Source organism: Geomonas subterranea, assembly GCF_019063845.1.
In the GTDB taxonomy this organism is placed as follows: domain Bacteria; phylum Desulfobacterota; class Desulfuromonadia; order Geobacterales; family Geobacteraceae; genus Geomonas; species Geomonas subterranea.
Map to the genome: position 1 here is coordinate 3,592,495 of NZ_CP077683.1, position 23,100 is coordinate 3,615,594.

22 protein-coding genes are annotated in these 23,100 nt (G+C 63.5%); 10 read left to right on the plus strand and 12 right to left on the minus strand.

Features of this window, described 5'->3' with window-relative positions; translation table 11 throughout:
- Positions 1-50 precede the first annotated feature (50 nt).
- Together KP001_RS15605 and gdhA are read left to right on the plus strand one after the other, a co-directional pair.
- On the plus strand, positions 51-1,121 hold the full coding sequence (locus KP001_RS15605; RefSeq protein ID WP_217286510.1) for a type IV pilus twitching motility protein PilT: 1,071 nt from the start codon (positions 51-53) through the stop codon (positions 1,119-1,121).
- 357 nt (positions 1,122-1,478) lie between these two features.
- Positions 1,479-2,828: an NADP-specific glutamate dehydrogenase gene (gene gdhA, locus KP001_RS15610; RefSeq protein WP_217286511.1), complete on the plus strand. Its 1,350-nt coding sequence runs from the start codon at positions 1,479-1,481 to the stop codon at positions 2,826-2,828.
- A 149-nt stretch (positions 2,829-2,977) separates the two neighbouring features.
- On the opposite strand, the gene KP001_RS15615 is transcribed toward gdhA, so the two are convergent.
- On the minus strand, positions 2,978-3,637 hold the full coding sequence (locus KP001_RS15615; RefSeq protein WP_217286512.1) for a YceH family protein: 660 nt from the start codon (positions 3,635-3,637) through the stop codon (positions 2,978-2,980).
- A 212-nt stretch (positions 3,638-3,849) separates the two neighbouring features.
- Here KP001_RS15615 and KP001_RS15620 point away from each other — a divergent pair, with 212 nt between their 5' ends.
- On the plus strand, positions 3,850-4,569 hold the full coding sequence (locus KP001_RS15620) for a lytic transglycosylase domain-containing protein (protein ID WP_224958801.1): 720 nt from the start codon (positions 3,850-3,852) through the stop codon (positions 4,567-4,569).
- 9 nt (positions 4,570-4,578) lie between these two features.
- Here the strand turns inward: KP001_RS15620 and KP001_RS15625 are convergent, their stop codons facing one another.
- Together KP001_RS15625 and KP001_RS15630 are read right to left on the minus strand one after the other, a co-directional pair.
- Positions 4,579-5,823, minus strand: a complete 1,245-nt coding sequence (locus tag KP001_RS15625) for a LysM peptidoglycan-binding domain-containing protein (protein WP_217286514.1) — start codon at positions 5,821-5,823, stop codon at positions 4,579-4,581.
- A gap of 13 nt (positions 5,824-5,836) precedes the next feature.
- On the minus strand, positions 5,837-7,429 hold the full coding sequence (locus KP001_RS15630) for a hypothetical protein (protein WP_217286515.1): 1,593 nt from the start codon (positions 7,427-7,429) through the stop codon (positions 5,837-5,839).
- A 179-nt stretch (positions 7,430-7,608) separates the two neighbouring features.
- Here KP001_RS15630 and KP001_RS15635 point away from each other — a divergent pair, with 179 nt between their 5' ends.
- Genes KP001_RS15635 through KP001_RS15645 form a run of 3 tightly spaced genes read left to right on the plus strand, consistent with a single transcriptional unit; the run spans position 7,609 to position 9,455 of the window.
- A complete protein-coding gene (locus KP001_RS15635; RefSeq protein ID WP_217286516.1) occupies positions 7,609-8,343 on the plus strand; it encodes a hypothetical protein in 735 nt (244 codons plus the stop codon).
- Positions 8,330-9,115, plus strand: a complete 786-nt coding sequence (locus KP001_RS15640; protein WP_217286517.1) for a rhomboid family protein — start codon at positions 8,330-8,332, stop codon at positions 9,113-9,115. Before KP001_RS15635 ends, KP001_RS15640 begins: the two co-directional genes overlap by 14 nt.
- A 31-nt stretch (positions 9,116-9,146) precedes the next feature.
- On the plus strand, positions 9,147-9,455 hold the full coding sequence (locus KP001_RS15645) for a hypothetical protein (RefSeq protein ID WP_217286518.1): 309 nt from the start codon (positions 9,147-9,149) through the stop codon (positions 9,453-9,455).
- A 5-nt stretch (positions 9,456-9,460) separates the two neighbouring features.
- Here the strand turns inward: KP001_RS15645 and KP001_RS15650 are convergent, their stop codons facing one another.
- From KP001_RS15650 to KP001_RS15665, 4 genes are all read right to left on the minus strand, one after another.
- Positions 9,461-12,178, minus strand: a complete 2,718-nt coding sequence (locus tag KP001_RS15650; protein ID WP_217286519.1) for a carboxypeptidase-like regulatory domain-containing protein — start codon at positions 12,176-12,178, stop codon at positions 9,461-9,463.
- Positions 12,179-12,184: 6 nt separating this feature from the next.
- Positions 12,185-13,015, minus strand: coding sequence for a fimbrial biogenesis chaperone (locus tag KP001_RS15655; RefSeq protein WP_217286520.1), 831 nt, complete (start codon positions 13,013-13,015; stop codon positions 12,185-12,187).
- 9 nt (positions 13,016-13,024) lie between these two features.
- Positions 13,025-13,492 (minus strand): DUF4402 domain-containing protein, encoded by a 468-nt coding sequence (locus tag KP001_RS15660; protein ID WP_217286521.1) that lies wholly within the window; start codon positions 13,490-13,492, stop codon positions 13,025-13,027.
- An 88-nt stretch (positions 13,493-13,580) separates the two neighbouring features.
- Positions 13,581-14,096 carry a DUF4402 domain-containing protein gene (locus KP001_RS15665; protein WP_217286522.1) on the minus strand — a complete coding sequence of 172 codons (516 nt, stop codon included), beginning with the start codon at positions 14,094-14,096 and terminating at the stop codon, positions 13,581-13,583.
- A 414-nt stretch (positions 14,097-14,510) separates the two neighbouring features.
- Here KP001_RS15665 and KP001_RS15670 point away from each other — a divergent pair, with 414 nt between their 5' ends.
- From KP001_RS15670 to KP001_RS15680, 3 genes are read left to right on the plus strand one after another with little or no spacing between them, the layout of a single operon-like run.
- Positions 14,511-15,014 (plus strand): shikimate kinase, encoded by a 504-nt coding sequence (locus KP001_RS15670; RefSeq protein WP_217286523.1) that lies wholly within the window; start codon positions 14,511-14,513, stop codon positions 15,012-15,014.
- Between the two features lie 55 nt (positions 15,015-15,069).
- Entirely contained in the window at positions 15,070-16,413 is a 1,344-nt protein-coding gene (locus KP001_RS15675; RefSeq protein WP_217286524.1) for a HAMP domain-containing protein, read from the plus strand.
- A complete protein-coding gene (locus KP001_RS15680) occupies positions 16,410-16,904 on the plus strand; it encodes a hypothetical protein (protein ID WP_217286525.1) in 495 nt (164 codons plus the stop codon). The genes KP001_RS15675 and KP001_RS15680 overlap by 4 nt, the downstream gene beginning before the upstream one ends.
- 85 nt (positions 16,905-16,989) lie before the next feature.
- Here the strand turns inward: KP001_RS15680 and KP001_RS15685 are convergent, their stop codons facing one another.
- From KP001_RS15685 to uvrA, 4 genes are all read right to left on the minus strand, one after another.
- A complete protein-coding gene (locus KP001_RS15685) occupies positions 16,990-17,976 on the minus strand; it encodes a serine/threonine protein kinase (RefSeq protein ID WP_217286526.1) in 987 nt (328 codons plus the stop codon).
- A 166-nt stretch (positions 17,977-18,142) separates the two neighbouring features.
- On the minus strand, positions 18,143-18,712 hold the full coding sequence (locus tag KP001_RS15690; protein ID WP_217286527.1) for a hypothetical protein: 570 nt from the start codon (positions 18,710-18,712) through the stop codon (positions 18,143-18,145).
- Positions 18,713-18,787: 75 nt separating this feature from the next.
- Complete coding sequence (locus tag KP001_RS15695; RefSeq protein ID WP_217286528.1) at positions 18,788-18,952, minus strand: hypothetical protein; 165 nt, start codon at positions 18,950-18,952, stop codon at positions 18,788-18,790.
- 16 nt (positions 18,953-18,968) lie between these two features.
- Positions 18,969-21,806, minus strand: coding sequence for an excinuclease ABC subunit UvrA (uvrA, locus tag KP001_RS15700; RefSeq protein WP_217286529.1), 2,838 nt, complete (start codon positions 21,804-21,806; stop codon positions 18,969-18,971).
- 213 nt (positions 21,807-22,019) lie between these two features.
- Between uvrA and KP001_RS15705 the strand changes: the two genes are divergently transcribed.
- Positions 22,020-22,727 (plus strand): pentapeptide repeat-containing protein, encoded by a 708-nt coding sequence (locus KP001_RS15705; protein ID WP_217286530.1) that lies wholly within the window; start codon positions 22,020-22,022, stop codon positions 22,725-22,727.
- A gap of 100 nt (positions 22,728-22,827) precedes the next feature.
- On the opposite strand, the gene KP001_RS15710 is transcribed toward KP001_RS15705, so the two are convergent.
- Positions 22,828-23,028, minus strand: coding sequence for a cold-shock protein (locus KP001_RS15710; RefSeq protein ID WP_129125226.1), 201 nt, complete (start codon positions 23,026-23,028; stop codon positions 22,828-22,830).
- Positions 23,029-23,100: the final 72 nt, after the last annotated feature.

Below are 23,100 nucleotides of genomic sequence, written 5' to 3' on the forward strand. Positions count from 1 at the left end.
AGCCGCCCCGACTTCCATCAATCAATCTGCCGGAGCAAGAGAGGGACCGCATGGATGCCAAGATCTTCGTCCAAATTCTGGAAATAGCCTTCAGCAAGAAGGTGTCCGACGTGCATTTCGAGGTGGACAACCCTCCCTTTTTCCGCGGCAAGGGGCAGATCATCCGCTCCAAGCTTCCCAACCTGAACGCCGAGGACACCGAGTTCATCGCCGCGCAGATCATGACGCACCACGGCCGGCGCTGGGAGCCGGACCAGAAGGAATTCGACACCTCCTTCTCCCTTCCCAGCGGCGCGCGTTTCCGCGTCAGCATCTTCAAGCAGCGCGGCCACTTCGGCATCATCATGCGGGTGATTCCCGCCCACATCGGCACCTTCGACGAGCTGCGCCTGCCACCGGTCCTCGGGGAGATCGTGAAGGCCCCGAACGGCCTGATCCTGGTCACCGGCCCGACCGGCAACGGCAAGTCCACCACGCTCGCCTCGATGCTGCGCTACATCAACGAAAGCTTCAGCTACAACTGCATCACCATCGAAGACCCGATCGAGTTCCTGTTCCAGTCGGAGAAGAGCTGCATCATCCAGCGCGAGGTCGGCATCGACACGGACAGCTTCAGCTCGGCGCTCAAGGCCGCGCTGCGCATGGACCCGGACCTGATCATGGTGGGCGAGATGCGCGACACCGACACCATCGAATCCTGCCTCATGGCAGCCGAAACCGGCCACCTCGTGATGTCGACCCTGCACACCCAGGGGGCGGTATCCACCATCAACAGGATCGTCGGGCACTTCCCCCCCGACGCGCAGGAGATCGTCAGGCAGAGGCTGGCCGACATACTGGTGGCCACCGTCTCCATCCGACTGGTGATGAACAAGACCGGCGAGTCCATCATCCCGGTACTGGAGATCATGCGCGCCACCACAACCATCCAGAGCTGCATCCGTGAGGGGCGCCTGGACGAGATCGAGGCGCACATGGAAAACGGCCGCAGCCAGTACCAGATGCAGACCCTCGACCAGCACCTGATCCAGCTGCACGAGCAGGAGCAGATCACCATGGAAGAGGCCAAGCGCCTATCCCACTCGATGGACCTGGAGCGCAAGCTCATGTTCACGAACTAGGCTCCCCCGCACCCGGATTCCAAGGGGATGACGACCCGTGCCATCATCCCCTTTTTTACCGCTCTCCCCCCGCCGCCCCGCCAGGTGTGTACTCTCCAAAATTAAACAGAGTAATAAAAGTAATTCACACCTCCTCTGCTGATTACTTTTTCACCACCTCCACCACCCCCACCCCTGAGGCATTTGCCAACAAAATCAGCACCATTTCACCATATGCACATTTAATGTGCGTATATGCCTAAAAATGGTTCACGACGTGCATTAGACTGCGACATATTTCGGCATGCGGCACCGCACACGCCGCCGTGACTGATTAAAGAACGGGCAACCGCTCTTACAATGCGCAAAGGAGGATGTATGTCGCCACAGATTGACGAAAAAGTAGAGCCGATTTTCCAGGAAGTCCTGAAGAGAAATCCCGGCGAGGTCGAGTTCCACCAGGCGGTACGCGAGGTACTGGAGTCGCTGGGACCGGTCCTGGTGAAACACCCGGAGTTCACGGATCGCAAGATCATCGAGAGGATCTGCGAGCCGGAGCGCCAGATCATCTTCCGCGTGCCCTGGCAGGATGACGCCGGCAACGTACACATCAACCGCGGCTTCCGCGTCGAATTCAACAGCGCGCTCGGCCCCTACAAGGGCGGCCTGCGCTTCCACCCCTCCGTCTACCTCGGCATCATCAAATTCCTCGGCTTCGAACAGATCTTCAAGAACTCCCTCACCGGCCTTCCGATCGGCGGCGGCAAGGGTGGTTCCGACTTCGATCCCAAGGGGAAATCCGACAACGAGATCATGCGTTTCTGCCAGAGCTTCATCACCGAGCTCTACCGCCACCTGGGCGAGCACACCGACGTCCCGGCCGGCGACATCGGGGTCGGCGGACGCGAGATCGGCTACATGTTCGGCCAGTACAAACGGATCACCAACCGGTTCGAGCCGGGTGTCCTGACCGGCAAGGGACTTGACTGGGGTGGCTCCCTGGTGCGCACCGAGGCGACCGGCTATGGCGCCACCTTCTTCGTCGACGCCATGCTGAAGGTCCGCAAGGAAACCTTCGAAGGAAAGACCTGCTCCGTTTCCGGCTCCGGCAACGTCGCCATCTACACCATCGAGAAGATCCACCAACTGGGGGGCAAGTGCGTCACCTGCTCCGACTCCAACGGGGTTATCTTCCACGAGAAGGGGATCGACCTCGACCTGGTCAAACAGCTCAAGGAAGTGGAGCGCCGCCGCATCGAGGACTACGCGAAGTACCATAAGGACGCCAAGTACATCGCCAACGGCAACATCTGGGACATCCCCTGCCAGGTGGCCATGCCTTCCGCGACCCAGAACGAGATCAACGGGAAGGACGCAGCCACCCTGGTCAAGAACGGCTGCATCGCCGTGGGCGAAGGCGCCAACATGCCGACCACCCCTGAGGGGGTGAAGGTGTTCCTGGAGGCGGGAATCGCCTACGGCCCGGGCAAGGCGGCCAACGCCGGCGGCGTCGCAACCTCCGCTTTGGAGATGCAGCAGAACGCCTGCCGCGACGCCTGGACCTTCGAATACACCGAGCAGCGCCTCGCCCAGATCATGAAAAACATCCATGACACCTGCTACGAGACCGCCGCCGAGTACGGCACCCCGGGCAACTACGTGAACGGCGCCAACATCGCCGGCTTCATCAAGGTCGCCAAAGCCATGGTGGCCCACGGCCTGATCTAATCAAAGCCGCCGCTGGATCTGGAAAAACAAAGAAGGCTCGACCGGATGGTCGAGCCTTCTTTCGTCTGCGAAGCACCGCAGGTGAGCTCAGGTTTCCCCTTTGCGAAGGGGGACAGGGGGATTTTCCCGGCTGGAGATGTGGCGCCGCCCTACGAGAAGGCGGCCAGCAATTCCTCCACCTCCCGGCGCAGTTCGGCAATCTCCTGGCGCAAGCTGCCGACTTCCTGCTCCAGGTGCTCCAGGCGCTCGCCCCCCGGCCGGGTCCTCGGCGCCGAAGGCGCGGCCGGCGCCTCGGGCTCCTCTTCGGGGAGTTCGGGCATCCCGGCGAAGACCTGGGCGTAACGCGGCTCTTTGCGCCCGGCCTGGCGCGGCAGCCGTACCACCAGGGAGGGACCGTGCTGCTGCAGGCCAAGCAGAATCTCCTCGACCGCAACCAGGTTTCCCACCTCGGTCATCCGTTGGCAGCGGCTACGCAATTCCGCCGCCGTCTGCGGCCCGCGCAGCATCAGCTCGGCGAGCACCGCCCGCGCGGGAGCGGACAGCCCCAGCTTGTCGCCCATCGAGTGTACGTACTTGTTCACCCGTCCGCCGGTGGTGGTGAGCCGCGCCAGCCCACGCGCACCCAGGGCCTCCAGGCCTCGCTGCAGGTCCGGCTCGGAAAAGCTCAGCACCGGGTCCCGGTTCGACTTCTGGTTGCAGGCCGCGGCGAGCGCATTCAGGGTGAGCGGGTAATATTCGGGCGTCGTCAGCTCTTTTTCCATCAGGCATCCAAGGATCCTGATCTCCAACTCGCTCAGATTCATTCTCATCGGCTGCTCCTTGGCAAGAAAATCGCGGCAGGCGCACCCGCGGTTACCGGCGCCTGGTATGGCAGCGATACTTTATCAGATGACATGCCGATTCCGAAAATGTATTATTGAGCGAATTGTGCTCCGGACGGCAGTCGCAACCGCCGCCGGCATCCGCCCGCCAACCTCGCCCCTGACTGCGGATGACCCCACCCCCCAAAAGAGGACCCGTGATGGGTAAAGCCACACTGCTTTACACGGCAGCAGCCCTTTTGCTCGCAGCGACGACCAACGCTTCCGCTTTCTGCTTTGAAGAAGCCGGCGCCGAATATGGCATCAACCCGCAAATCCTGCGGGCGATCGCCAAGGTGGAATCCAATTTCAACCCCGCCGCCGTCAACCACAACACCAACGGCACCTACGACTTCGGGCTGATGCAGATCAACTCGAGCTGGGCTCCGACCATCGGCAAGCAGCGCTGGAACTCCCTGGGAGACCCGTGCAACAGCGTGAAGACCGGCGCCTGGATCCTTTCCATGTGCATGGAGAAGTACGGTTACACCTGGAAGGCCATCGGCTGTTACAACAGCCAGACGCCCGACAAGCGGGACCGTTATTCCAAAAAGGTCTTCGACCAGCTGCAGCGCGTGAAACCGGTGCGGCAGGAAGCGGAGTACCGCCCCCTCAAGGACAACATAGAGGCACTGGTGCGCCAGAAGGTGGATGGCTGGGTGGACGAAGCGGCGAAGGGAAAGCGTGACGAGTTCAAGGAGAAGGTGAAAGCAACCGTGCCGGCTCCCAAGGAAGTGCTGCAGCAAAAGCCCGACCCCGCGGAAACCACTGCGAAAAACGCGTTCCCCGCGGCGCCCCCCCCGCAAGGCAACTCCAGCTCCCACGACAACATCGGTTACTACACCGAGGATGGGGAGCGCTCCGCGATCCCCATCCCCTGATGTCCGCCGCTACCTGGCGCCGCACCCGGCAGGCATGACCCACTTGTGCCCCGGAGGAGGCGCCGTATCTGTGATCACCACACGCCTCCCCGCCGCGTCATCCTGCTGGACCAGGAACCCGGTCACCCGGCTCCCCTCCCGCAGCGCGTGCGCACCGAAATCCGGGGAGATCCCCGCCAGCCTGAGCAGCTTCTCCGTCACCGTCTGAAAATCTTCCTTCCCTGTCAGCATGAGCACCCGGTATCCGGCACTCTCCAGTATCCTGATCAGTGTGTAGTTGTACGGGTCGTTCTCCCCGATGCTGATTATGTAGCGGTTCCCCTTGTACTCGAAATAGCGATCGACCCTGATGCTGAAGGGGGTGGCGGCCCCCGCGGCGGAATGGATGATCTTGTTGCGGCTCCACGCGGCTGAGACAGCGTTCAGAACAGAGTCGACGACGCTGCCGGCATCGTGCCGGTTGACCGGGCAGACCCACGTGGGGGCCACGGGGAGCGCGGGCTCCGACTGCGCCGCTGCGGGAGCCGGAGCCGGAGCAGGAGCAGGTTTCGGGGCCGGTACCGGGGCCGGGGCGGGTTTTGGAACCGGTTCCGCCTTGACTGCCGGGGCCGGAGCTGGTTCAGCCTTTCTTGCCGGTGCGGTCTTCACTACCGGGGCAGGCGCCGGAGCGGGTACGGCTGGCTCGGGTCTCCCGGGAGCGGGTTCGGGCGCCCTCGGCGCCTCGGCCGGCGCCGGTGTCGCCTCCTTGCGGGGCACCGCCCCTTTCGGCTTCTGCGACGGCGCTTCCCCGCTCTTCGCCTTCTCCGTCTTGCCCGGTTTCGCCTCATGCCCTTTCAAAGCCGCAGCCGGGATGAGCAGCGTCCGTCCGACTTCGAGGGCCTTGATGTTTTTGATGTCGTTGAGCTCGATGATCTCCGGGACCAGGCGCTCGGCCGCCTCGTTGGACATCCCGAAATGCCCCACGAGGATCTTGAAGATGTGGTCCCCCGGCTTGATGGTGTAGCGGACGTTCTCGCCGCCGGAAGGGGCCTGCTCCTTTTTCATCTCGTGCTGGGCCTTCGCCGCCGGCTCTTTCTTCCGGGGCGCCTGCTTTTGCTGCTTCGGGACCGGCTTGTGCGCAGGCTTGGGCGCCGCGGCAGGGTGTTGCCGGTCCAACTCCTTCAAGTCGATCTGGAACTCCGGAGGCGCCGCGTAGATCCGTGCAGGGATCAACAGCAGCGCCAGAAGTAATGTGGCCTTGTCGGCAAAGATCATCTGTCGCCTCGTATCAGGGGTAATAGACCACCAGGGCCTTCATCTTCCTGTCTGTCTTGTTTCGATAGATGGTGAGCGCGGAGGCCCCCGTGGTCAGGCACTGCTCGACCAGGTAGTCCCCCTTGCTCGCGGTCGACTCTACGCGATAGCTGTCCGCGCCGCCAAACTGGCGCAGCACCCTGTGGAACTGGTCGTCGGAGATGGTGCCGCCGGCAACAGGGATGACCTGAATGGCACGGTACACGTTATTCTCCTTGAACAGCTTGTACTCGGCCCGGATGCCGATGTACCTGACCCAGCCGGGATGCTTATTTTCATACCCGGCGTCGACCTTGGTACCTTCCAGCATGGCAGGAAGCTTTTCCACGCCCCGTCGCGCGGCGCCCTTCGCCTGCTTCTCCCCTTCCGGTTTAGAGCTGGCCGGCGTCCGCGGCTTGGTTGAAGGCACTGCTGTAGCGGCGGACGGCACTGCCGGTACGGCAGGCGGCACTGCCGGTGCGGCGGGAGGCACGGCCCCGGGGGGGGCGGGAACAGCGCCGGGAACAGGCAGCGGCACAACCGGTGCGGCACCCCGCGGGGCGCCGGAAGCGGTAGGCTTCTCTGCCGGCTTGGGCGCGGGCAGGGCCGCCCGGTCTGGCGCGGAGCTTCTGCCGGCAAGGTACGAGGCCAGCGGGACAGCAACGAGGAGCAGCACCGGGACGATGAACAGTAACGGCCGGCGCCGTTTCTTCCGCTCGGCCCGGAGCAGCGCGTCGGCCACCGTCTCGCCCGCATAGTAACCGCCCCCACCCTTGGCCGCTCCGTCCAGCGCGGGTGGAGCCGGCAAAGACTCCCCGGTAATTTCGTTTCTGCCCCCTCCCGTTCTCACCTCGACCCGGTCTTCCACCTCCGACAACGCCGCTTCCACCGGCGCGGTCCTGGCTTCGGCCTGCTGCATCGCCTCCTCGAAGACGGAGACGGCGCTCCTGCCCCCGCGCCGCACGGGAGGGTACTCACCCGCGGCCGCCGGCTCCGCTGGCAGCGGCTGAGCGGCAACAGCAGGCAACGGGGCGGTTTCTTCTCCCTCCGGCGTAAGATCTGATGGTTCAAGGCCTGCGGCTTCAGGCTCCGCAGGTTCAGGGCGCGCCTGTGCGGCGTCTTCGCGAGGGACTTCTTGCAGCGCGGCATTCCCGGCGGGAGGCACTTTTCGCGCCCTGGAGACCGCCGTCTTGGCAGGCTGCGGCTCCTCCGGAAGCTGTGCCGCGGGGAGGGTCTCCCCTGTCAGCAGCGCCGCCACCGACTGTTCAAGGAGCCCGTCCTCCGTGGCGAGGTCGAGCGAGGTCCTGCCGTGCCTTTTGGCCTGAACGGCATCCTCACTGTCGCCGGCCAGGAGCACCAGCCGCCCCCCGGAGGGGAGCATCTTGTCCAGATGGCGCAGCAGGATGTCTCCTGAAAACCCGGAGATGCGGCTTTGAACGAAGGTGATGTCGGGGGAAAAGGTGGATAGTTCGAATTCACCCAGGGCGAGGGTTGACGCCGTCTGCAGTTGCAGCAGTCCCTGCTCCGCCATGTTGTGGAAGATCCGTTGCACCCGTTGGGTGTCTGCGATGAGGAGGACGCGCGTCATGGGTTCCCTTGGTTTTTAGTGGCACATTTTAGGGTAGGGAAGAGGAATAATCAATATTATTCAGTTCATGGGAACAAATTACACATTGCCCGAATTACGCAATTAGTTGCGTCCCGGTGCGCAATCGTGCTAGATTAGCCGGCGGACCGCCGTATGCCGTCACCGCCCAAGGAGTTGTAATGCAAGGCTTGTTACGAAAACTGTCTTTTGTGCTCGTGGCGCTCATCCTGAGCGGTTGCGCCACCACCTATGTTCCGATCAGTTGGGGCCACGGCGAGAAGGTCAAGAAGCTCTCCACCGAGGATCTTTTCCTTTGCTCCCTTTTCAACCGCTACGACCCCGACCGCAGCACCGTCCGGGTTTCAGGCGCCTCGTTTGAAGAGGTGATGATGCCCGATGAAGTAAAATTTCACCTTGGCGCCTACCGCCAGGACACCAAGCTCATCTATCGCAACCTGTTCCAGAAATACAGCGACGTGCAGTTGCGCTCGGTGATGCTGCACGAACTGGCGCACCACGTGTGGTACAACGGCATCACGCCGCAGCAGCGCGACGAATGGCGCCAGTACCTGGGCAACAACCCGACCCCCATGCAGGCCATAGTCCGCAGCACCTACAAGCCGGGGAGCGACTTCGACAGCGAAGATTTCGCATTCGCCGTCGAGTACGCCCGGCCGCGCGACCTCGAGGAGTTGGCCCGCCTCAAGATCATCACCAACGAGGAATGCGCCAGGCTCATGGCCGAGAAGTTCCCGAAGCAGGCGGAATCGCCCAAGGGGCCGCCACTGGTCCAGACGGCATCGGTTCCCCAGCCCGTCATCGGCGATCCCGACGAGGATATACCGCACCAGGCGACCCCAGCCGCGAACGCGAAGGATCAAAAGGAGCGGGCCCCACAGCATGAAATTTATTGACCGCCTGGATAGAAAGATCGGCCGCTACGCCATCCCCAACCTCACCATCTACCTCATCGCGGGCCAGTCGTTCTTCTACCTGATGTACATGACGGGGAAGCTGGACCGGATGGCGACCTACTTCTCCGCCGGGCTGTTCCTGTCCGGTGAGTGGTGGCGCGTCTTCACCATCCCCTTCGATCCACCGCGGTCCAGCCTCATCTTCACCCTGATCGCCTGGTACTTTTTCTACATGCTCGGCTCGACGCTCGAGGAGCACTGGGGAGCGTTCCGCTACAACGCCTACCTCGTGCTCGGCTGCCTGATCACCTTCGCCGCCTCGTTCCTGATCCCGGAATATCCGGTCAGCAACGCGTTCCTCGCCGGCTCGGTCTTTCTCGCCTTCGCCACCCTGTTCCCCGAATTCCAGATCCTGCTTTTCTTCGTGCTGCCGGTGCGCATCAAATGGCTCGCGCTCTTGACCTGGCTGGGCTACGCCTATCAGGTCATCGTCGGCGGCTGGCCCTCCCGGATCATGGTCATGGCGGCAATCGCCAACTACCTCATCTTTTTCGCCAACGACATCTACCTCAACCTGCGCCACGGCAAGAGGCAGATCACCAAGAAGGTGGGCGGACTTCAATTCCGCGAGAAGGAACTGGTACACAAGTGCACCACCTGCGGCATCACCGGGAAGACCCACCCCGACATGGACTTCCGCTACTGCCCGAAATGCAACGGGCAGTACGGCTACTGCAGGGATCACATCTTCAGCCACGAACACAAGAAATGATCACCCCCCAAGGGGGCTACAGGAGAAGCAGATGCTGAACAAGCTGGCCGGCATACAAGGGAAGTTGAACAACATCGGCGACGAAGTCTACCAGACCTGGAGCCATGAGCAGCGCCACGAGGAGATCGCCAAGCTGGTGCAGGGATTCAGGAACGGGCTCCCGGTCCAGATCCTTTGCCAGCTCTCGGCCTCCATAGCCGGGGGCACCGCGGAGGCCGCCGAGCATCTCGCCATCCTGATCCCGCGCCGGGAGAGAAAAACCATCGTCAACCGGGAATCCGGGTCGGACAAGGCGCTGCGCGACCTGCTGGAAGCCACCCTGCTCCCCCCCCGGAACTGAGCCCCCTACTCCTGGTCCGGCATCGCCCCCGGTCCCCCGAGCACCCTCCCCGGCGCCGTATCGGCCGGGGCCAGCACGAAGTCGACCCCTGAAATCATGTCCCCTCCCGGCGGCACCGTCGCGCCGCGCGCGGGCAACGTGCTCGCCTTCATCCGTTGCAGTTCGTCGGCGGGTATGCGCACCAGGTACCTGCCGGGCCTAACCGCCTTGAAAAGGTAGTAGCCGCTTTCCTCCGACAGCGTCGTCGCCTGCGCCCTGCCCTGTTGCTCCCCCTCCCCGGCCAGTTCCACCTTGACCCCCTTGATGGGCACCTCTCTTCCTCGCGCCAGGCGCACCGTCACCGTCCCGTCGATTTCGCCGCCGGTGGTCATCGTGAAATCGCACCTGGCAACCACGCCGCCCCTGGGCACGATGCGGCACCCCTCCTGGCTAGGGACCATAAAAGGATCCTCGATCGACGTCAGGTCCACCGTTACATCTACGGGGATGTCCGGCTGCAGGAACGCGATCACCTGCCCCCCGGAACCGTCGGGCAGGGCCCTGACCCGGCTGCCGTTCAGGAGGAAGTCGACCCGCGGCAACGGCGTCGTCGTGCCGTCGGGCTCGGCGACCGTGGCGGAAACGGCAACCATCCCGTAAGGCGCCAGCGGCTCGGCCGATGCCAGCAGCCGTCCTGCCGGAGCAGCGGCGACCGATGATCGCACGCCGAAGTCGAAACCGTAGGCGCCGTCGGTGCTGCCATGGGCGGCAACCGAATACCCCACCTGCCCCATCCGCTTCGAAACCCCGAGCCGCAGCCCGGTCAACCGGTCCGCCGGTACATGGGACAGCGCCGAATTCAGCTGCAGCCCCGGGGCGATCTCGACATCCGCACTGATGTCGACTCCGGAGGGCTTGGCGGCCGGCACGAAAACGAACCCGGCCTCCCCCCTCACGCTGACGTCGCTCAACCTGGTGCTGACCTGGACCTTGCTCGTGGCGCAGGTTTCTCCCTGCAGCCGGGAGAGGTCAGCCTGCAGCGTCGTGTTCCAACCATTCCAACCGCCCGAAACGCGCCACTGGGATGTCGTTTCGATCCGGCCCGAGTTTCTGGTGCCGAAGCCGATCTCGACCGAGTACGGAACCCGGATCTCGTCCAGCAAGGTGAAGGACGAGTTTCCCTTCACCGTCGTCAGGGTGCGCAGGGGGGGGTCACTGTAGTAGAACTGCGGCGAGTAATAGTTGTGGAAAAAGCGCTGTCCCAGTTCCAGGTTCAAACCGAACAGGTTGCGGCTGGATGACTTGACGCTGACCAGCTGCCCCTCCAGGTCCTTTCCCGGCGCCAGCATCTGGATCACATCCAGGGACAACAGGGTGGATCGCAAGGCCGTGCGGACCCCGGCGCCGAAGTATTCCAGCGCCGAGCCCCGACGCTCCGTATGCCTTACCACCAGTAACGAGCCGGTCAGGTTCCTGGTCAGGCCGAAGTCCGAGGTGAAGGTGATGTTGGACTCTGCGTCGCCATCCTGGACCTCGTGCCGCGTCAGCCCCGTCTGCCAACCGGCTGAAAGGGTGTACAGCAGCTCTCCGGTCGGAGTGGTGGCATCGGACACGAACACCTCTTCCGACTCCTGCCTTTCTCCAAAAGGTCCATGCAGCACCACCTTGAAACTGTTGACGCCGTAATAGACGCGGAGGTTGACGAAATGGTACATCCCTTCAGCGGTGGGGGGCTGGTAGCGGATCTGGGTGCCGTTGTGAAAGAGCTCGGCGTCCCAACCGGGCGGGAGCTGGCCGTGCATGTCGTGGGTGAGGAACTGCCCGCCGCCCAGCAGGGGGCGGTTGGAGAGGTAAAGGCCGTACATCGGTTTGGTAGACGCCCCGACCCCGTCCACGTGTGGCGCCTGGTTCGAGCCCAGGGCCACCTGATTGAACCCCAAAGGTCCCATCCGGTAGCCGGCGGCGCTGCGCCTGGACAGGGTGAGGTCCAGCCGCCTGAGATCCTCGTTCTCCGCGAGTACATGTGCCTCCCCCGTCATGTAGAGGAGGTCGCCGGAGAGGTTCATCGAGTTCAGCACCCGGCTGCCATTACCCTTGTACCCGTCCGATGACCGGGAGAATTCCGCGGCGAGGTCCGCCGTCGGGACAGCCGCCGCACCCCTGGGGGGGGTCGCATCCGGATACAGTCGCTTCTGGTCCAAGGTTTTCGGCGCCATGAAGGCGCGCCGCTTCCTGGCCGCCTGCAGCGGCAGCGGCTCGCGCGCCCTAACCTCCAGCGTCGAGGTTTCCCGGCGCAGGTGGAAATCCACCGGCAGCCACCTCGACAGCGCGCCGGAGTTCACCAGGATCTCCCCCTTCTGCACGAAAGCCTCGCCGTTTATGGAGAATGATTCCCTGCCATGGACGGTGTAGCCTTCCTCCAGGTCGATGACGAAGGGTCGCGCCTGGTTCAGCGCGAAGCCGAAGGCCCTGTCCTTGTCGCAGCTGATCGCCAGCGAGAGGGCATCGGCGAGGGAGCAGACCGGGATGTAGATCTCTCCGCTTCTTTCGACGAGGAGGAAGCTGTCGGCCAGCGTTTCCTTGTCCAGTTCCAGCGCGACCACCAGCTCCTGGTCGGGGACGGCGGGCGGTCCCGGTTCGGCCGGGGCGGCAAGACACGGGGCGCATGGCAAAAGGAGGTGGGCGAACAGCAGGAGGGCCGCACAGGTACACACCCGCCGGGTATGGGCGCGTGCGCGGGGCACCATGGGCTAGGGAAGGACGACGGCGGTCTCGGCCAACGGCTTTTTTTCGTCACGCTCGGTGAAGACCAGGCGTACCGTGTCGCCGCTTCTGAGACGCGTGTTCTCCTGCACGACTATGGCTACCTTGCGCGCCGTATTGGGGGTGTAGATGGCGAAGCCTTTCCCCTCGGCGACCTTATCCTCGCCGCGGTAGGCTGCCACGTCGCCGTACACCGACCTGGTGCCGTTCCGGAGCATGGTGAAGGCGAGCACCTGCTGTTTTCCCCCCTGCTGCCGTAGCTCGACCGATGCGGGGTCTATGGTCGCACCCGCTTCCAGCTCACCGTGGCGGGCGATGACCGGAATGGAGATCCCGACGTTGGCGACGATGTTCATCTTGATGACGCCCGGTTCTTCGTCCTCTTGCTCCGGGAGGCTGGCGATGGCAGGGGCGGCGCGCGTGAACAGCATGTGGGAGCGGTACTCTCCCGGCCCTAGCTGGGGGGGGATTTTGAACATGATGCGTATGGTCTGACCGCCTCCCGGCAGCAGGGTCACCTGGCGCGGGGAGAACTTGACCACCTCGTCAGCGAACTTCTCATCCTTTTCAGGCGTGGTCACCTCCCGGAAGTCCCCCGTCTCCGTCATCCGTCTCCTCACCATGGTGATCTTGTAGGTGGCTTGGGCGGCTCCGGAGTTGATGATGTCGACCTGCGCGGTCCGCTGCCTGTCGGTCAGGACGACCCGGGTCGGGTACACCATGAGATCGGCCGCGATGACCGTCACGGTGGGCGTGCCCAGGATGACTTGCGCGGCGGTTAACAGCAAAACCATCGACTTGATCAGCAGTAGCTTCACGTCCCCTCCTCATTTCACCGTAACGTTCATGTTGCTGCTGTAAAGGGCGTTGCGCTGCGTTGCACCCACGTTCAGGGTCCCCCCCACCGAGAAGGAGACCGTCCCCCCGGCAGGAATCACCCCGGTGAGTGGTATGGAAGGGGTGACCGCCGTCACCGTCATCTGGTCCCCTCCTGCGTTGATGGTGAACTCGGCCGGCAGGGTGATGGTGTAGCTTTTGCCGACGGTTCCCGTGATGGTGAAGCGTGCGGGCGAGAAGGAGGTTCCCAGCGGGAGGACGCTCCCGGAATAGGTCCTGCTCCCGGCGGAGGTGATGGTGACCGTGCCGGCGCGCCCCGCCCCGCCGGCGACCTTGCCGAAGTTGAAGTCCTGGTTCCTGGTGACGGAGGTCGGCGCGGCGATTGCGCTCTCTGCGGTCAAAAGCCGCAGCGCCAGGAAGATCGCGCCGGCCTTGGCAGGCATCCCCTTAGCGCTCATCACACCCTCCCCTGCTGCGTTTAACGGCGCGCCACAGGCAAGGGGGGCGGAGAGTTCCGCCCCCCTTGCCGCTGACTGGCTTGCAACACTAGTTGTAGTTGACCGCTACGTCCATTGTGCCGCTATAGGTGCCGGAGGCCTGGCTGGCGCCGACGGTGAGGGTGGCGCCGACGGAGAGGATTTCAGACGCGGCGCCGAAGGTGTTCAAGGTGCCGCTGCTGGCGGTGGTGAAGGTGCCGATGGTCATGGGAGCCCCGGGCCCGGTGAGGTTGGTCTGTGCCGGGAAAGTGACCGCGTACGTGCTGGTGGGTTCACCGGAAATGGTGAACGCGGCCGCGGCCGCGGTGCTGCCAAGCGCCGTGGTGGTGGTGACCCCGCCGGTGACGGACTGGGCGCCTCCGGTGCTGACCACGACGGTCCCGCCTAAAGCACCCGACATGAACCTGCCGAAGTTGAGGTCAACGGTCTTTGTGATGGTGACGGGGAGGACCACCGTGGCGGTGGTATTGGCCTGGGCCGTTGCCGCCTGGCTGACGCCGGAGCCTGCAGCCCACGCCAGGGCGGTGCATCCTGCCATGACTACGACCTTCCGTAATGTTTTCATAGGGGTATCTCCTTTAATGCATATCTGCACTGTCTCGGAGGGGTAGCACCTTGTGAACACAGCGGACGACGCCCCGGCGGCGGCCTCCCCCGGCCATGGTGGAGTTGAACGTCGCTGCCACTGTTACGGTCCCGTGGTTGCCATTGCATGTGGTCCTCCGGACGGATCGGCCGACATTTCTGTGCCGGAGCCCGTCGCCGAACGAGGTGCCCTTCTGGCAGGTGCGTGGGGTTATTGGGAGTGTCGATGTTCCATCCAGATCCTGAACCGGCTCGGGATTTTCCCGAGGATTAAATATATCCAATCAATCAAGCATTGCCACGGCTTTGCTATTATTTTCTCGCCCCGGCAAATCCGGCGAGAGCTGATAAGATGTTGTAGTCGAAGCCGACGGATTCCGTGAAAGGAAGGAATATGAACAGGTTGACGCTGATAGGGATGCCCGGGTCGGGCAAGAGCGCCATAGGAAGAATCATCGCGACCCGCCTGGGGTGGCGCTTCATCGACACCGACCACCGCATCGAAAAGCGCTTCGGTAAAAAACTTCAGGCGGTGGTGGACCAGGTGGGGGGGGAGGAGTTCGCCCGGATCGAGGAGGAAACCGTACTGGCTCTGCCGTCCGAAGGTCCCATGGTCATCTCCACCGGCGGCAGCGTGGTCTACTCCGATGCCGCCATGCGCCGCCTCGCTGCCATTTCCACCGTCGTTTTCCTCGACGTGCCGATACAAAGTCTGCACGGCCGCATCAAGAGGGCGGCACCGCGCGGCATCGTCGGGATGGGCGAAGGAGGGCTGGAGGAACTGTACCGGAAGCGCTTCGAGCTGTACCACAGATACGCGCACAGCATCGTGCTGCTCCACGGGGAGAACCTGCAGGAGGCTGCCACGAGGGTGATGTCACAATGCGGCCTGTCATGATGAACCAGCGCCAACCGCGTTGACTTTGTCGGCACTGTCCCCTAATATCTACCTCATGCCTGAAACCATCGAGACAAAAACGTCTTCGAGGGTCAGCCTGTCGGGGCTCTCCCTGATACAGAAGATAAGCGCCGGTTACGCCGCGATGGCCCTGTTCACCGCGGCCGCGCTCGTCTTCTCCTCCTACAACATCTACCGCAGCACCAACATCACACGAAGCATCGCCAGCAATGAACTCCCCGTCATCAGCGCGCTTATTGAACTGCGCACCTCGCTATTGAGCCAGGAGAGCTTCGCGGGAAAGTACGCCATCCTCAAGGACCCCGCCTTCATCGACCTGTTTCACCAGCGACAGGCGGAGGCCCTGGCAAGCCTCGACCTCCTCGGCAAGGGGAAGCCGACGGCGGACCTGAAGCAGTTGAACGGTCTGTACCTGGCCTACCAGAAGGCGGCGGAGGACCTCTTCGCCGGTCATACCGGCAGCACCGCGCCCATGCGGTCGTCCGCGCTCAAGCTGCTCAACGCCGTCGACGCCTCCTACCTCAAGCGCAAGGACATGCTGAAGCTGGTGCTCTCCCGCGCCGACGAGCAGCAGAAGCAGACCATCTGGTGGACCGTCGCCATCTCCTGCACCGGTTTCCTGCTCGCCATAGGCGTGGCCCCCTTCGTCACCTACCGCACCTTCGGGGCGATCCGCGAGCTGCAAAGCGCCACGCACCGCATCGCGGCCGGAGACTTCGACTACAACCCCAAAATCCCTTCCGGCGACGAGATAAGCGAGCTCGCCCGGGACTTCACCAGGATGGCGGCGCGCCTGAAGGTCCTGGAGCAGATGAGCCTGGATGCCAGCCCCCTCACCCGCCTGCCCGGCAATTTCGCCATAGAGCGGGTGCTGGAGGAGCGTCTGCAAAGTGGCGAGCCCTTCGCCTTCTGCTACGCCGACCTGGACAACTTCAAACCCTACGGCGACCACTACGGCTATGCGAAGGGAAGCGAGCTGCTCCGGCTCACCGGCGACCTGATCCAGGCGGCCATGAAGGAGCACGGCGGGAGCGAGGGCTTCGTCGGGCACGTGGGTGGCGACGATTTCGTGATGGTGATCCCGGTGGACCGGATCTCCTCGCTGTGCGAGGCGGTGATCCGGGACTTCAACGCGGAGGTACTTAACCACTACTCCCCTGAGGACCTGGGGCGGGGGGGGATAGAAGGGTGCGACCGCTACGGGGTGCAGCGCTTCTTCCCGGTGATAACCATTTCCATTGCGGTCATCATCTGCGGAAGGGACCAGTACTCCTCGGCCGTCGACATCGCGAGGGCCGCCGCCAAGGTCAAGGACAGCGCCAAAGAGAAACCGGGGAGCAAGTACCTCATCGGAACCCCCGACAAGGTGACGGCATGAGAAGCGGGGTTTTCATCATCTCCCTGGCCGCGCTCCTCGGGGGAGGGTGCGCGACCACGGGCCCCGGAGGGGGGACCTTCCTGGACCGCTACAGCGGTTCGCGACAACTGGCCCAGGCGGAAACGATGCTGAAGGAGGGGGACAGCCCCGGCGCGGCCCACGCCCTGGAAGCCGTTTGCAACGCCCCGGCCGTCGCCGGGGTGACCGACGAGGCGCTGTTTCGCCTGGCGCTCCTGACGCTGAAGTCGAAGCCGGGGTCGGCGCAGGCGCAGCAGCTGCTGAAAAGGTTGAAAAAGGAATACCCGGGGAGCCAGTGGACCGCCCTGGCGGCACCCGTCGCCGATCTCGCCAACTCCCTCGAGGAGCAGCGGCGCCAGAACAGGGTACTCAGGGGGAGCAACCAGGCGTTGAGCCGGGAGATCACCGAGCTCAACCAGCGCCTCGAACAGTTGAAGACGCTCGACCAGGAGTTGGAGAAGAAGGCGCGCTAGGGAGGCTCCCCGAGTCTTCTAGCCTGGAGATGAGAAGAGGCGGCCGGGACACCCGGCCGCCTCTTCTTGCTTTGTCGCAGCTTCGCTACGGGAGCTCCAGCGGCGGTTCTTCGAGCGCCGATAGCTGCTCGCGCAACTGAAGGATGTGCTCGCCCCAGTAACGGACCGTGTTGAACCAGGGGAAGGCGGTGGGAAAGGCCGGGTCGTCCCAGCGGCGCGCGAGCCAGGCGCTGTAATGCAACATGCGCAGCGAACGCAGCGCCTCGACCAGACGCAGCTCCGCCGGGTTGAAGTCGCAGAACTCCTCGTATCCCTTGATCAGCTGGGCAAGCTGGGCCAGCTGGCGCGGTCGGTCGCCGGAGAGCATCATCCAGAGGTCCTGCACAGCCGGGGCCATGCGGGCGTCGTCGAAGTCCACGAAGTGCGGGGCGTCGTCGCGCCAGAGGATGTTGCCGGCGTGGCAGTCCCCGTGCGCGCGGATGTAGCGTATCTGCGGCACCGAGGCGAAGATCTCGTCGACCACCTGCAAGAGCTGGCCGGTCACCGCCTGGTAGCTCTCCCTGTACTCCTCGGGGATGAAGCGCTCGCGGATGAGCGCGACGCTGTCATGGCCGAAATCGCGGCTGTCCAGGGACGGGCGCTGCTCAAACGGCCGCACCGCGCCGATACTGTGGATGCGCCCCAGCATCCGCCCCAGGATGAGCAGGTTCTGGTCGTTGTCGAACTCCGGGGCGTGCCCCCCCTGGCGCGGGTAGAGCGCGAAACGGAATCCGTTGTAGTGGAAGAGGGTCTCCCCGGACGGGTTCACCAGGGGCGGCACCACGGAGAGCTCGTGCTCGGTCAGCTCCAGGCAGAACCGGTGCTCCTCGACGATCTGCGCGTCGCTCCAGCGCCCGGGACGGTAGAACTTGGCGATCAGCGGTTTCCCTTCCTCAATCCCCACCTGGTAGACGCGGTTCTCGTAGCTGTTCAGGGCGGAGGTGCGGCAGTCGCAGCGGTACCCCTGGCTCTCGACGGCGTCCATGATGAAGTTCGGGGTCAGGGTATGGAACGGGTGCTGGGCATCTTGCATAATGGGTCCTCTCCGGGATGGTTTTCACCCACGCACAATAGCACCAATCGCAGCCGGAACCAAGCGGTGTGACACGGGCCGCCCGTGGCATCACCGCCGGCCGGGCAAAAAAAGAGCCTGCCGCGCAACCGCGCGGCAGGCTGGTAAAGACGGCCCCTCCCATGAACTAGAAGAGAGCCTTGGTGAAAATGTCCGCCGGCGCCTGGAACGGTCCCAGCGGGTTCACCTGGTCGGTCATCTGGTCGATCTTCGGCTCGCCGCTGGAGAGCTTGTAGGCGACGTGGTGGTTCACGAATACCACCAGGGCCTTGAAGCGCCACCCCGTCTCATGGGTCTTGCGCTTGAAGTTGAAGATGTCGAGCCAGAAGTTGCCGACCCGCTTGCTGTAGCTCCTCTTCGGCTCGAAGACATAGGCCCGGCAGTCGGACCTCGCCCTCAGGCAGGCCTGCAGCCCCGGGTCGAGGTCCTTGGACGGCAGCCCCTGCAGCATCGCCGCGATGTCCAGGTAGTTGAGGATCTTGATGTTGGGGGATGACTTGATGTCGAACCCGATCTTCTGCAGGTCCTCCACCGTGGTCTTTCCCACCGTGATGCTGTCGTAGGACGCCTTGGCCGCCTCATACTGCTCCCATGGCGATTCGGTGACCGCCTTGCTCCGCGGGAGCAGGGTGGAGCATCCAAGCTGCGTCGACAGCAGTAGCAACAGCAGCATTTTCTTTATGAATATTGAACGCATGGGGCGATCCTTTCTGTGGGTCCCCGAAAAAACAGTGAGCAGATTATAACGCAGTTCCGCGCCAAGTCCCGCTCCTCAGTCCTTCTTTTTCTGCGCCTTCAACCCGCAGTAAGGGCAGCGTTTCTCCGGCACCGGCCGGGCGCAGGATTCACACCAGTAGGGAAATATCTCCTCGCGGCGGCATGCCGCACATCCCTCCTCCCCTTTGCCTTCGTGCTCGCACCCGGATTTCTTGACCATGGCCCACGCCTCCGCGCTACAACAGCATTTTCTTCAGGTACTGCCCCGTGTACGAGCGATCCACCCGTCCCACCTGCTCCGGCGTCCCCACCGCGATGATCTCTCCGCCGCGGTCCCCACCCTCCGGCCCGAGGTCGATGATCCAGTCCGCGGTCTTGATGACGTCGAGGTTGTGCTCGATCACCACGATGGTGTTCCCCGCGTCCACCAGCTTGTGCAACACTTCCAATAGCTTCGCGATGTCCGCGAAGTGCAGGCCGGTGGTCGGTTCGTCGAGGATGTAGATGGTACGTCCGGTCGCGCGCTTGGAGAGCTCCTTGGCGAGTTTCACGCGCTGCGCCTCCCCCCCGGAGAGCGTGGTGGCCGATTGCCCCAGCTTGATGTACCCCAACCCCACCTCCTCCAGGGTCTGCAGCTTTGCCCTGGTGCGCGGGATGTGCTCCAGAAAGACCAGGGCCTGCGACACGGTCATGTCCAGAACCTCGGCGATCGAGCGCCCCTTGAACTTGACCTCCAGGGTTTCCCTGTTGTAACGCGCCCCCTTGCAGACCTCGCACTGGACGTAGACGTCGGGGAGAAAGTGCATCTCGATCTTGATGATGCCGTCCCCTGAGCAGGCCTCGCAGCGCCCCCCCTTGACGTTGAAGGAGTAGCGACCGGGCTTGTACCCCCGCATCTTGGACTCGGGGAGCTGCGCGAAGATCTCCCTGATCTCGGTGAAGAGCCCCGTGTAGGTTGCGGGGTTGGAGCGCGGGGTGCGCCCGATGGGGGACTGGTCGATGTTGATGACCTTGTCCAGCACCTCAATGCCGTGGATCGCCCGCACCGCCCCCGCCTTCTCGCGGCTCTTGTAGAGCCGCTGGTTCAGCGTCTTGTAGAGGGTGTCGATGATGAGCGTGGACTTTCCCGAGCCGGAGACGCCGGTGATGCAGGTCATCACGCCGAGCGGGACGTCCACGGTCACGTTCTTCAGGTTGTTTTCGCTCGCCCCTTCGATGTTCAGGAAACGGTGTCCCTTCCTGCGCTTCTTCGGGACGGGAATGGTGAGCGCACCGGAGAGGTAGCGCCCGGTGAGCGAATGGGGGTTCGCCATGATCGCCGCCGGGGTCCCCTCGGCCACGACCTCGCCCCCGTGCACCCCGGCCCCCGGTCCCATGTCGATGACCCAGTCCGCCTCGGTGATGGTCTCCTCGTCGTGCTCGACCACCAGAACCGTGTTGCCGATGTCGCGCAGGTGCCGCAGCGTCGACAAAAGCCGCCCGTTGTCGCGCTGGTGCAGCCCGATGGAAGGCTCGTCCAGGATGTAGAGGACGCCGACCAGCGATGAGCCGATCTGCGTCGCCAGCCTGATCCGCTGTCCCTCGCCGCCGGAGAGCGTCCCGGAGGAGCGGTCCAGCGAGAGGTAGTCGAGCCCCACGTTGACCAGGAAGTTGAGACGCTCCCGGATCTCCTTCAGGATCCTGCGCGCGATGTCCTCTTCCTTTTCGGTGAGGGCGAGCGACTCGAAGAAGGTGAGGCTGTCCTTGATGGAGAGGGCGGTCACCTGCTGGATGTTCTGGTTCCCCACCAGGACGAAGAGCGCCTCCTTCTTGAGGCGCGCGCCGTTGCAGGAGGGACAGGGCATCACGTCCATGTACTTTTCCAGCTCCTCGCGCACCGTCTCCGATTCGCTCTCGCGGTGGCGCCGCTCCAGGTTGTTCAACACCCCTTCGAAGGGTTTGCGGTAGGTGTGCCGCTTGCCAGCGTCGTCGACCCACCAGAAATCGACGGCATCGCCGCCGGAGCCGTGCAGGATCACATCCTTGGCCTTCTTGGAGAGGCTCTTGAAAGGGGTGGTCATGCTGAAGCCGTACGCCTTGGCGAGCGCCTCCAGGGTGAGCTGGTACCAGCCGGAGAAGCGGGTCTGCCACGGCGCGATGGCCCCCTCGGCCAGGGACAGCTCCGGTTCCGGCACCACCAGTTCCGGGTCGAGGTACATCCTGGTGCCAAGGCCGGTGCAGTCCGGGCAGGCGCCGTAGGGGTTGTTGAACGAGAACATGCGCGGGGTCATCTCCGGATAGGAGATGCCGCATTCGATGCAGGCGGCCGATTCCGAGAAGAGGAGCGTCTCGGCCTTGATCTCCCGGGTCTCGTCCCCGGAAAGCGCCACCTTGACGATCCCCTCGGCGTGGGAGAGGGCCGTTTCCAGCGAGTCGGCGAGCCGTTTCTCGAAGCCCGGTTTCACCACCAGGCGATCCACCACGATGTCGATGTCGTGCTTTTTCTTCTTGTCGAGGGTGATCTCCTCGCCCAGGTCGTGGGTCTCGCCGTCGATCACCACCCGGACGAAGCCGTCCTTTCTCAGCTGGGCCAGTTCCTTTTTGTACTCCCCTTTCCGGCCGCGCACGATGGGGGAGAGGAGGGTGAGCTTCGCCCCCTGGGGGAGCCCGGCGATCTGGTCCACCATCTGGGAGACGGTCTGCGAGGAGATGAGGCGCCCGCAGTTGTAGCAATGCGGCTGGCCGATGCGGGCAAAGAGCAGGCGCAGGTAATCGTATATTTCTGTGACGGTCCCCACAGTCGAGCGGGGGTTCTTGCTGGTAGTCTTTTGCTCGATGGAGATGGCGGGGGAAAGCCCCTCGATGGACTCCACGTCCGGCTTCTCCATCTGCTCAAGGAACTGGCGCGCATAGGCCGACAGCGACTCGACGTAGCGGCGCTGCCCCTCGGCGTAGATGGTGTCGAAGGCGAGGGTCGATTTCCCCGACCCGGAGATGCCGGTGATCACCACCAGCTGGTCCCTGGGTATCTCGACGTCGATGCATTTCAGGTTGTGCTCGCAGGCACCTTTAACGATGATCTTGTCCGTTGCCATGATGCTCCCGTAGTCTCTCTTTCCAGCGCGTCCGGTGCGCAGCTGTAAAATATAGCACATGCACCCTTCATTGTGCAGCCAACAGATTCATTATAATGAGAAGCCGGCCGCCACCACAAGCAAACACCCTTCAGCTTTTTCGAAGGGTGCCGATAAGGAACGAAGCTTCCTTCCGGTTCATGCCGGAGAGGAAATCAGTAACGGAGGCGCACCATGAACCGCTATTTCGCACCCCCCATCGCCTGCTTCACCATGGCTTTCGCCCTATGGGCCGGACAGACGCTCGTTGCCGCACAGGCCAGCGCTGCCGGGCCCGAGCCCGCCAAGGCGGCCAAGGAGCGCGCCGCCGGCGACTCAGGGGAGAACGCGGCCGAGGCATTGAAGCTGAAACTGGCCGAGGCCAAACTCGCCGCGCTGGCCAAGGAGTCCGAGCTCAGCAAGCCCGCGGCCCAGGTGACCAAGAAAGGTGCCGGCAAGAAGAATGTCAAAGGGAAGTTGAAGAAAGCCAAGGGGGGCAAGAAGGGGACCGTCGCCGCCAAGGGGAAGAAGGGCAAGGGAGGCGGGGCTGCCGTGGCCGGCAAGGTGCTCGACCGCCGCATGACCCCCGCCGAGGTCCAGGGGATTCTGGCCGGCAGCCGGGACTTTTCCGGCACCGACCTGAGCGGCCTCAACCTGAACGGCTACGACCTGTCCGGGGCCAAGTTCAACCGGGCCAAGCTGCAATCGGTCAATCTGGAGCGCGCCGACCTCTCCGAGACCGACCTGGAGCTCGCCGACCTTTCCGGCGCGGACCTGCGCGGGGCGTCGCTGAACCAGGCGCGCCTGCGCGGCACAAGGCTCGCCGGCGCCAAACTGGACGGCGCCCTGTGGACCGACAAGACCATCTGCCGCTCCGGATCGGTGGGGAACTGCATCGAATAGGGAGGGGCGGACTACCGCACCTGCAACAGCGAACATAGCGAACAAAAAAAAAGCCCCCGGGGTTTCCCCCGGGGGCTTTTCGTCGTTTAAAGGATGGACTTTAAACCCTTACTACGTTGGCTGCCTGGAGGCCTTTCGGTCCCTGCTGCACGTCAAAAGTTACAGAATCGCCCTCTGCCAGAGATTTGAACCCTTCGCTCTGGATCGCGGAGAAGTGTACGAACACATCCTCGCCGTTCTCCTGCTCGATGAAACCAAAACCCTTGCTGTCATTGAACCACTTCACTACACCTTTAGCCATTACCACTTCTCCTGTTACTACTCTTTTACGTGATTGCGGGACCATCCCCGGCACAGGTAAAGATTTTATGCA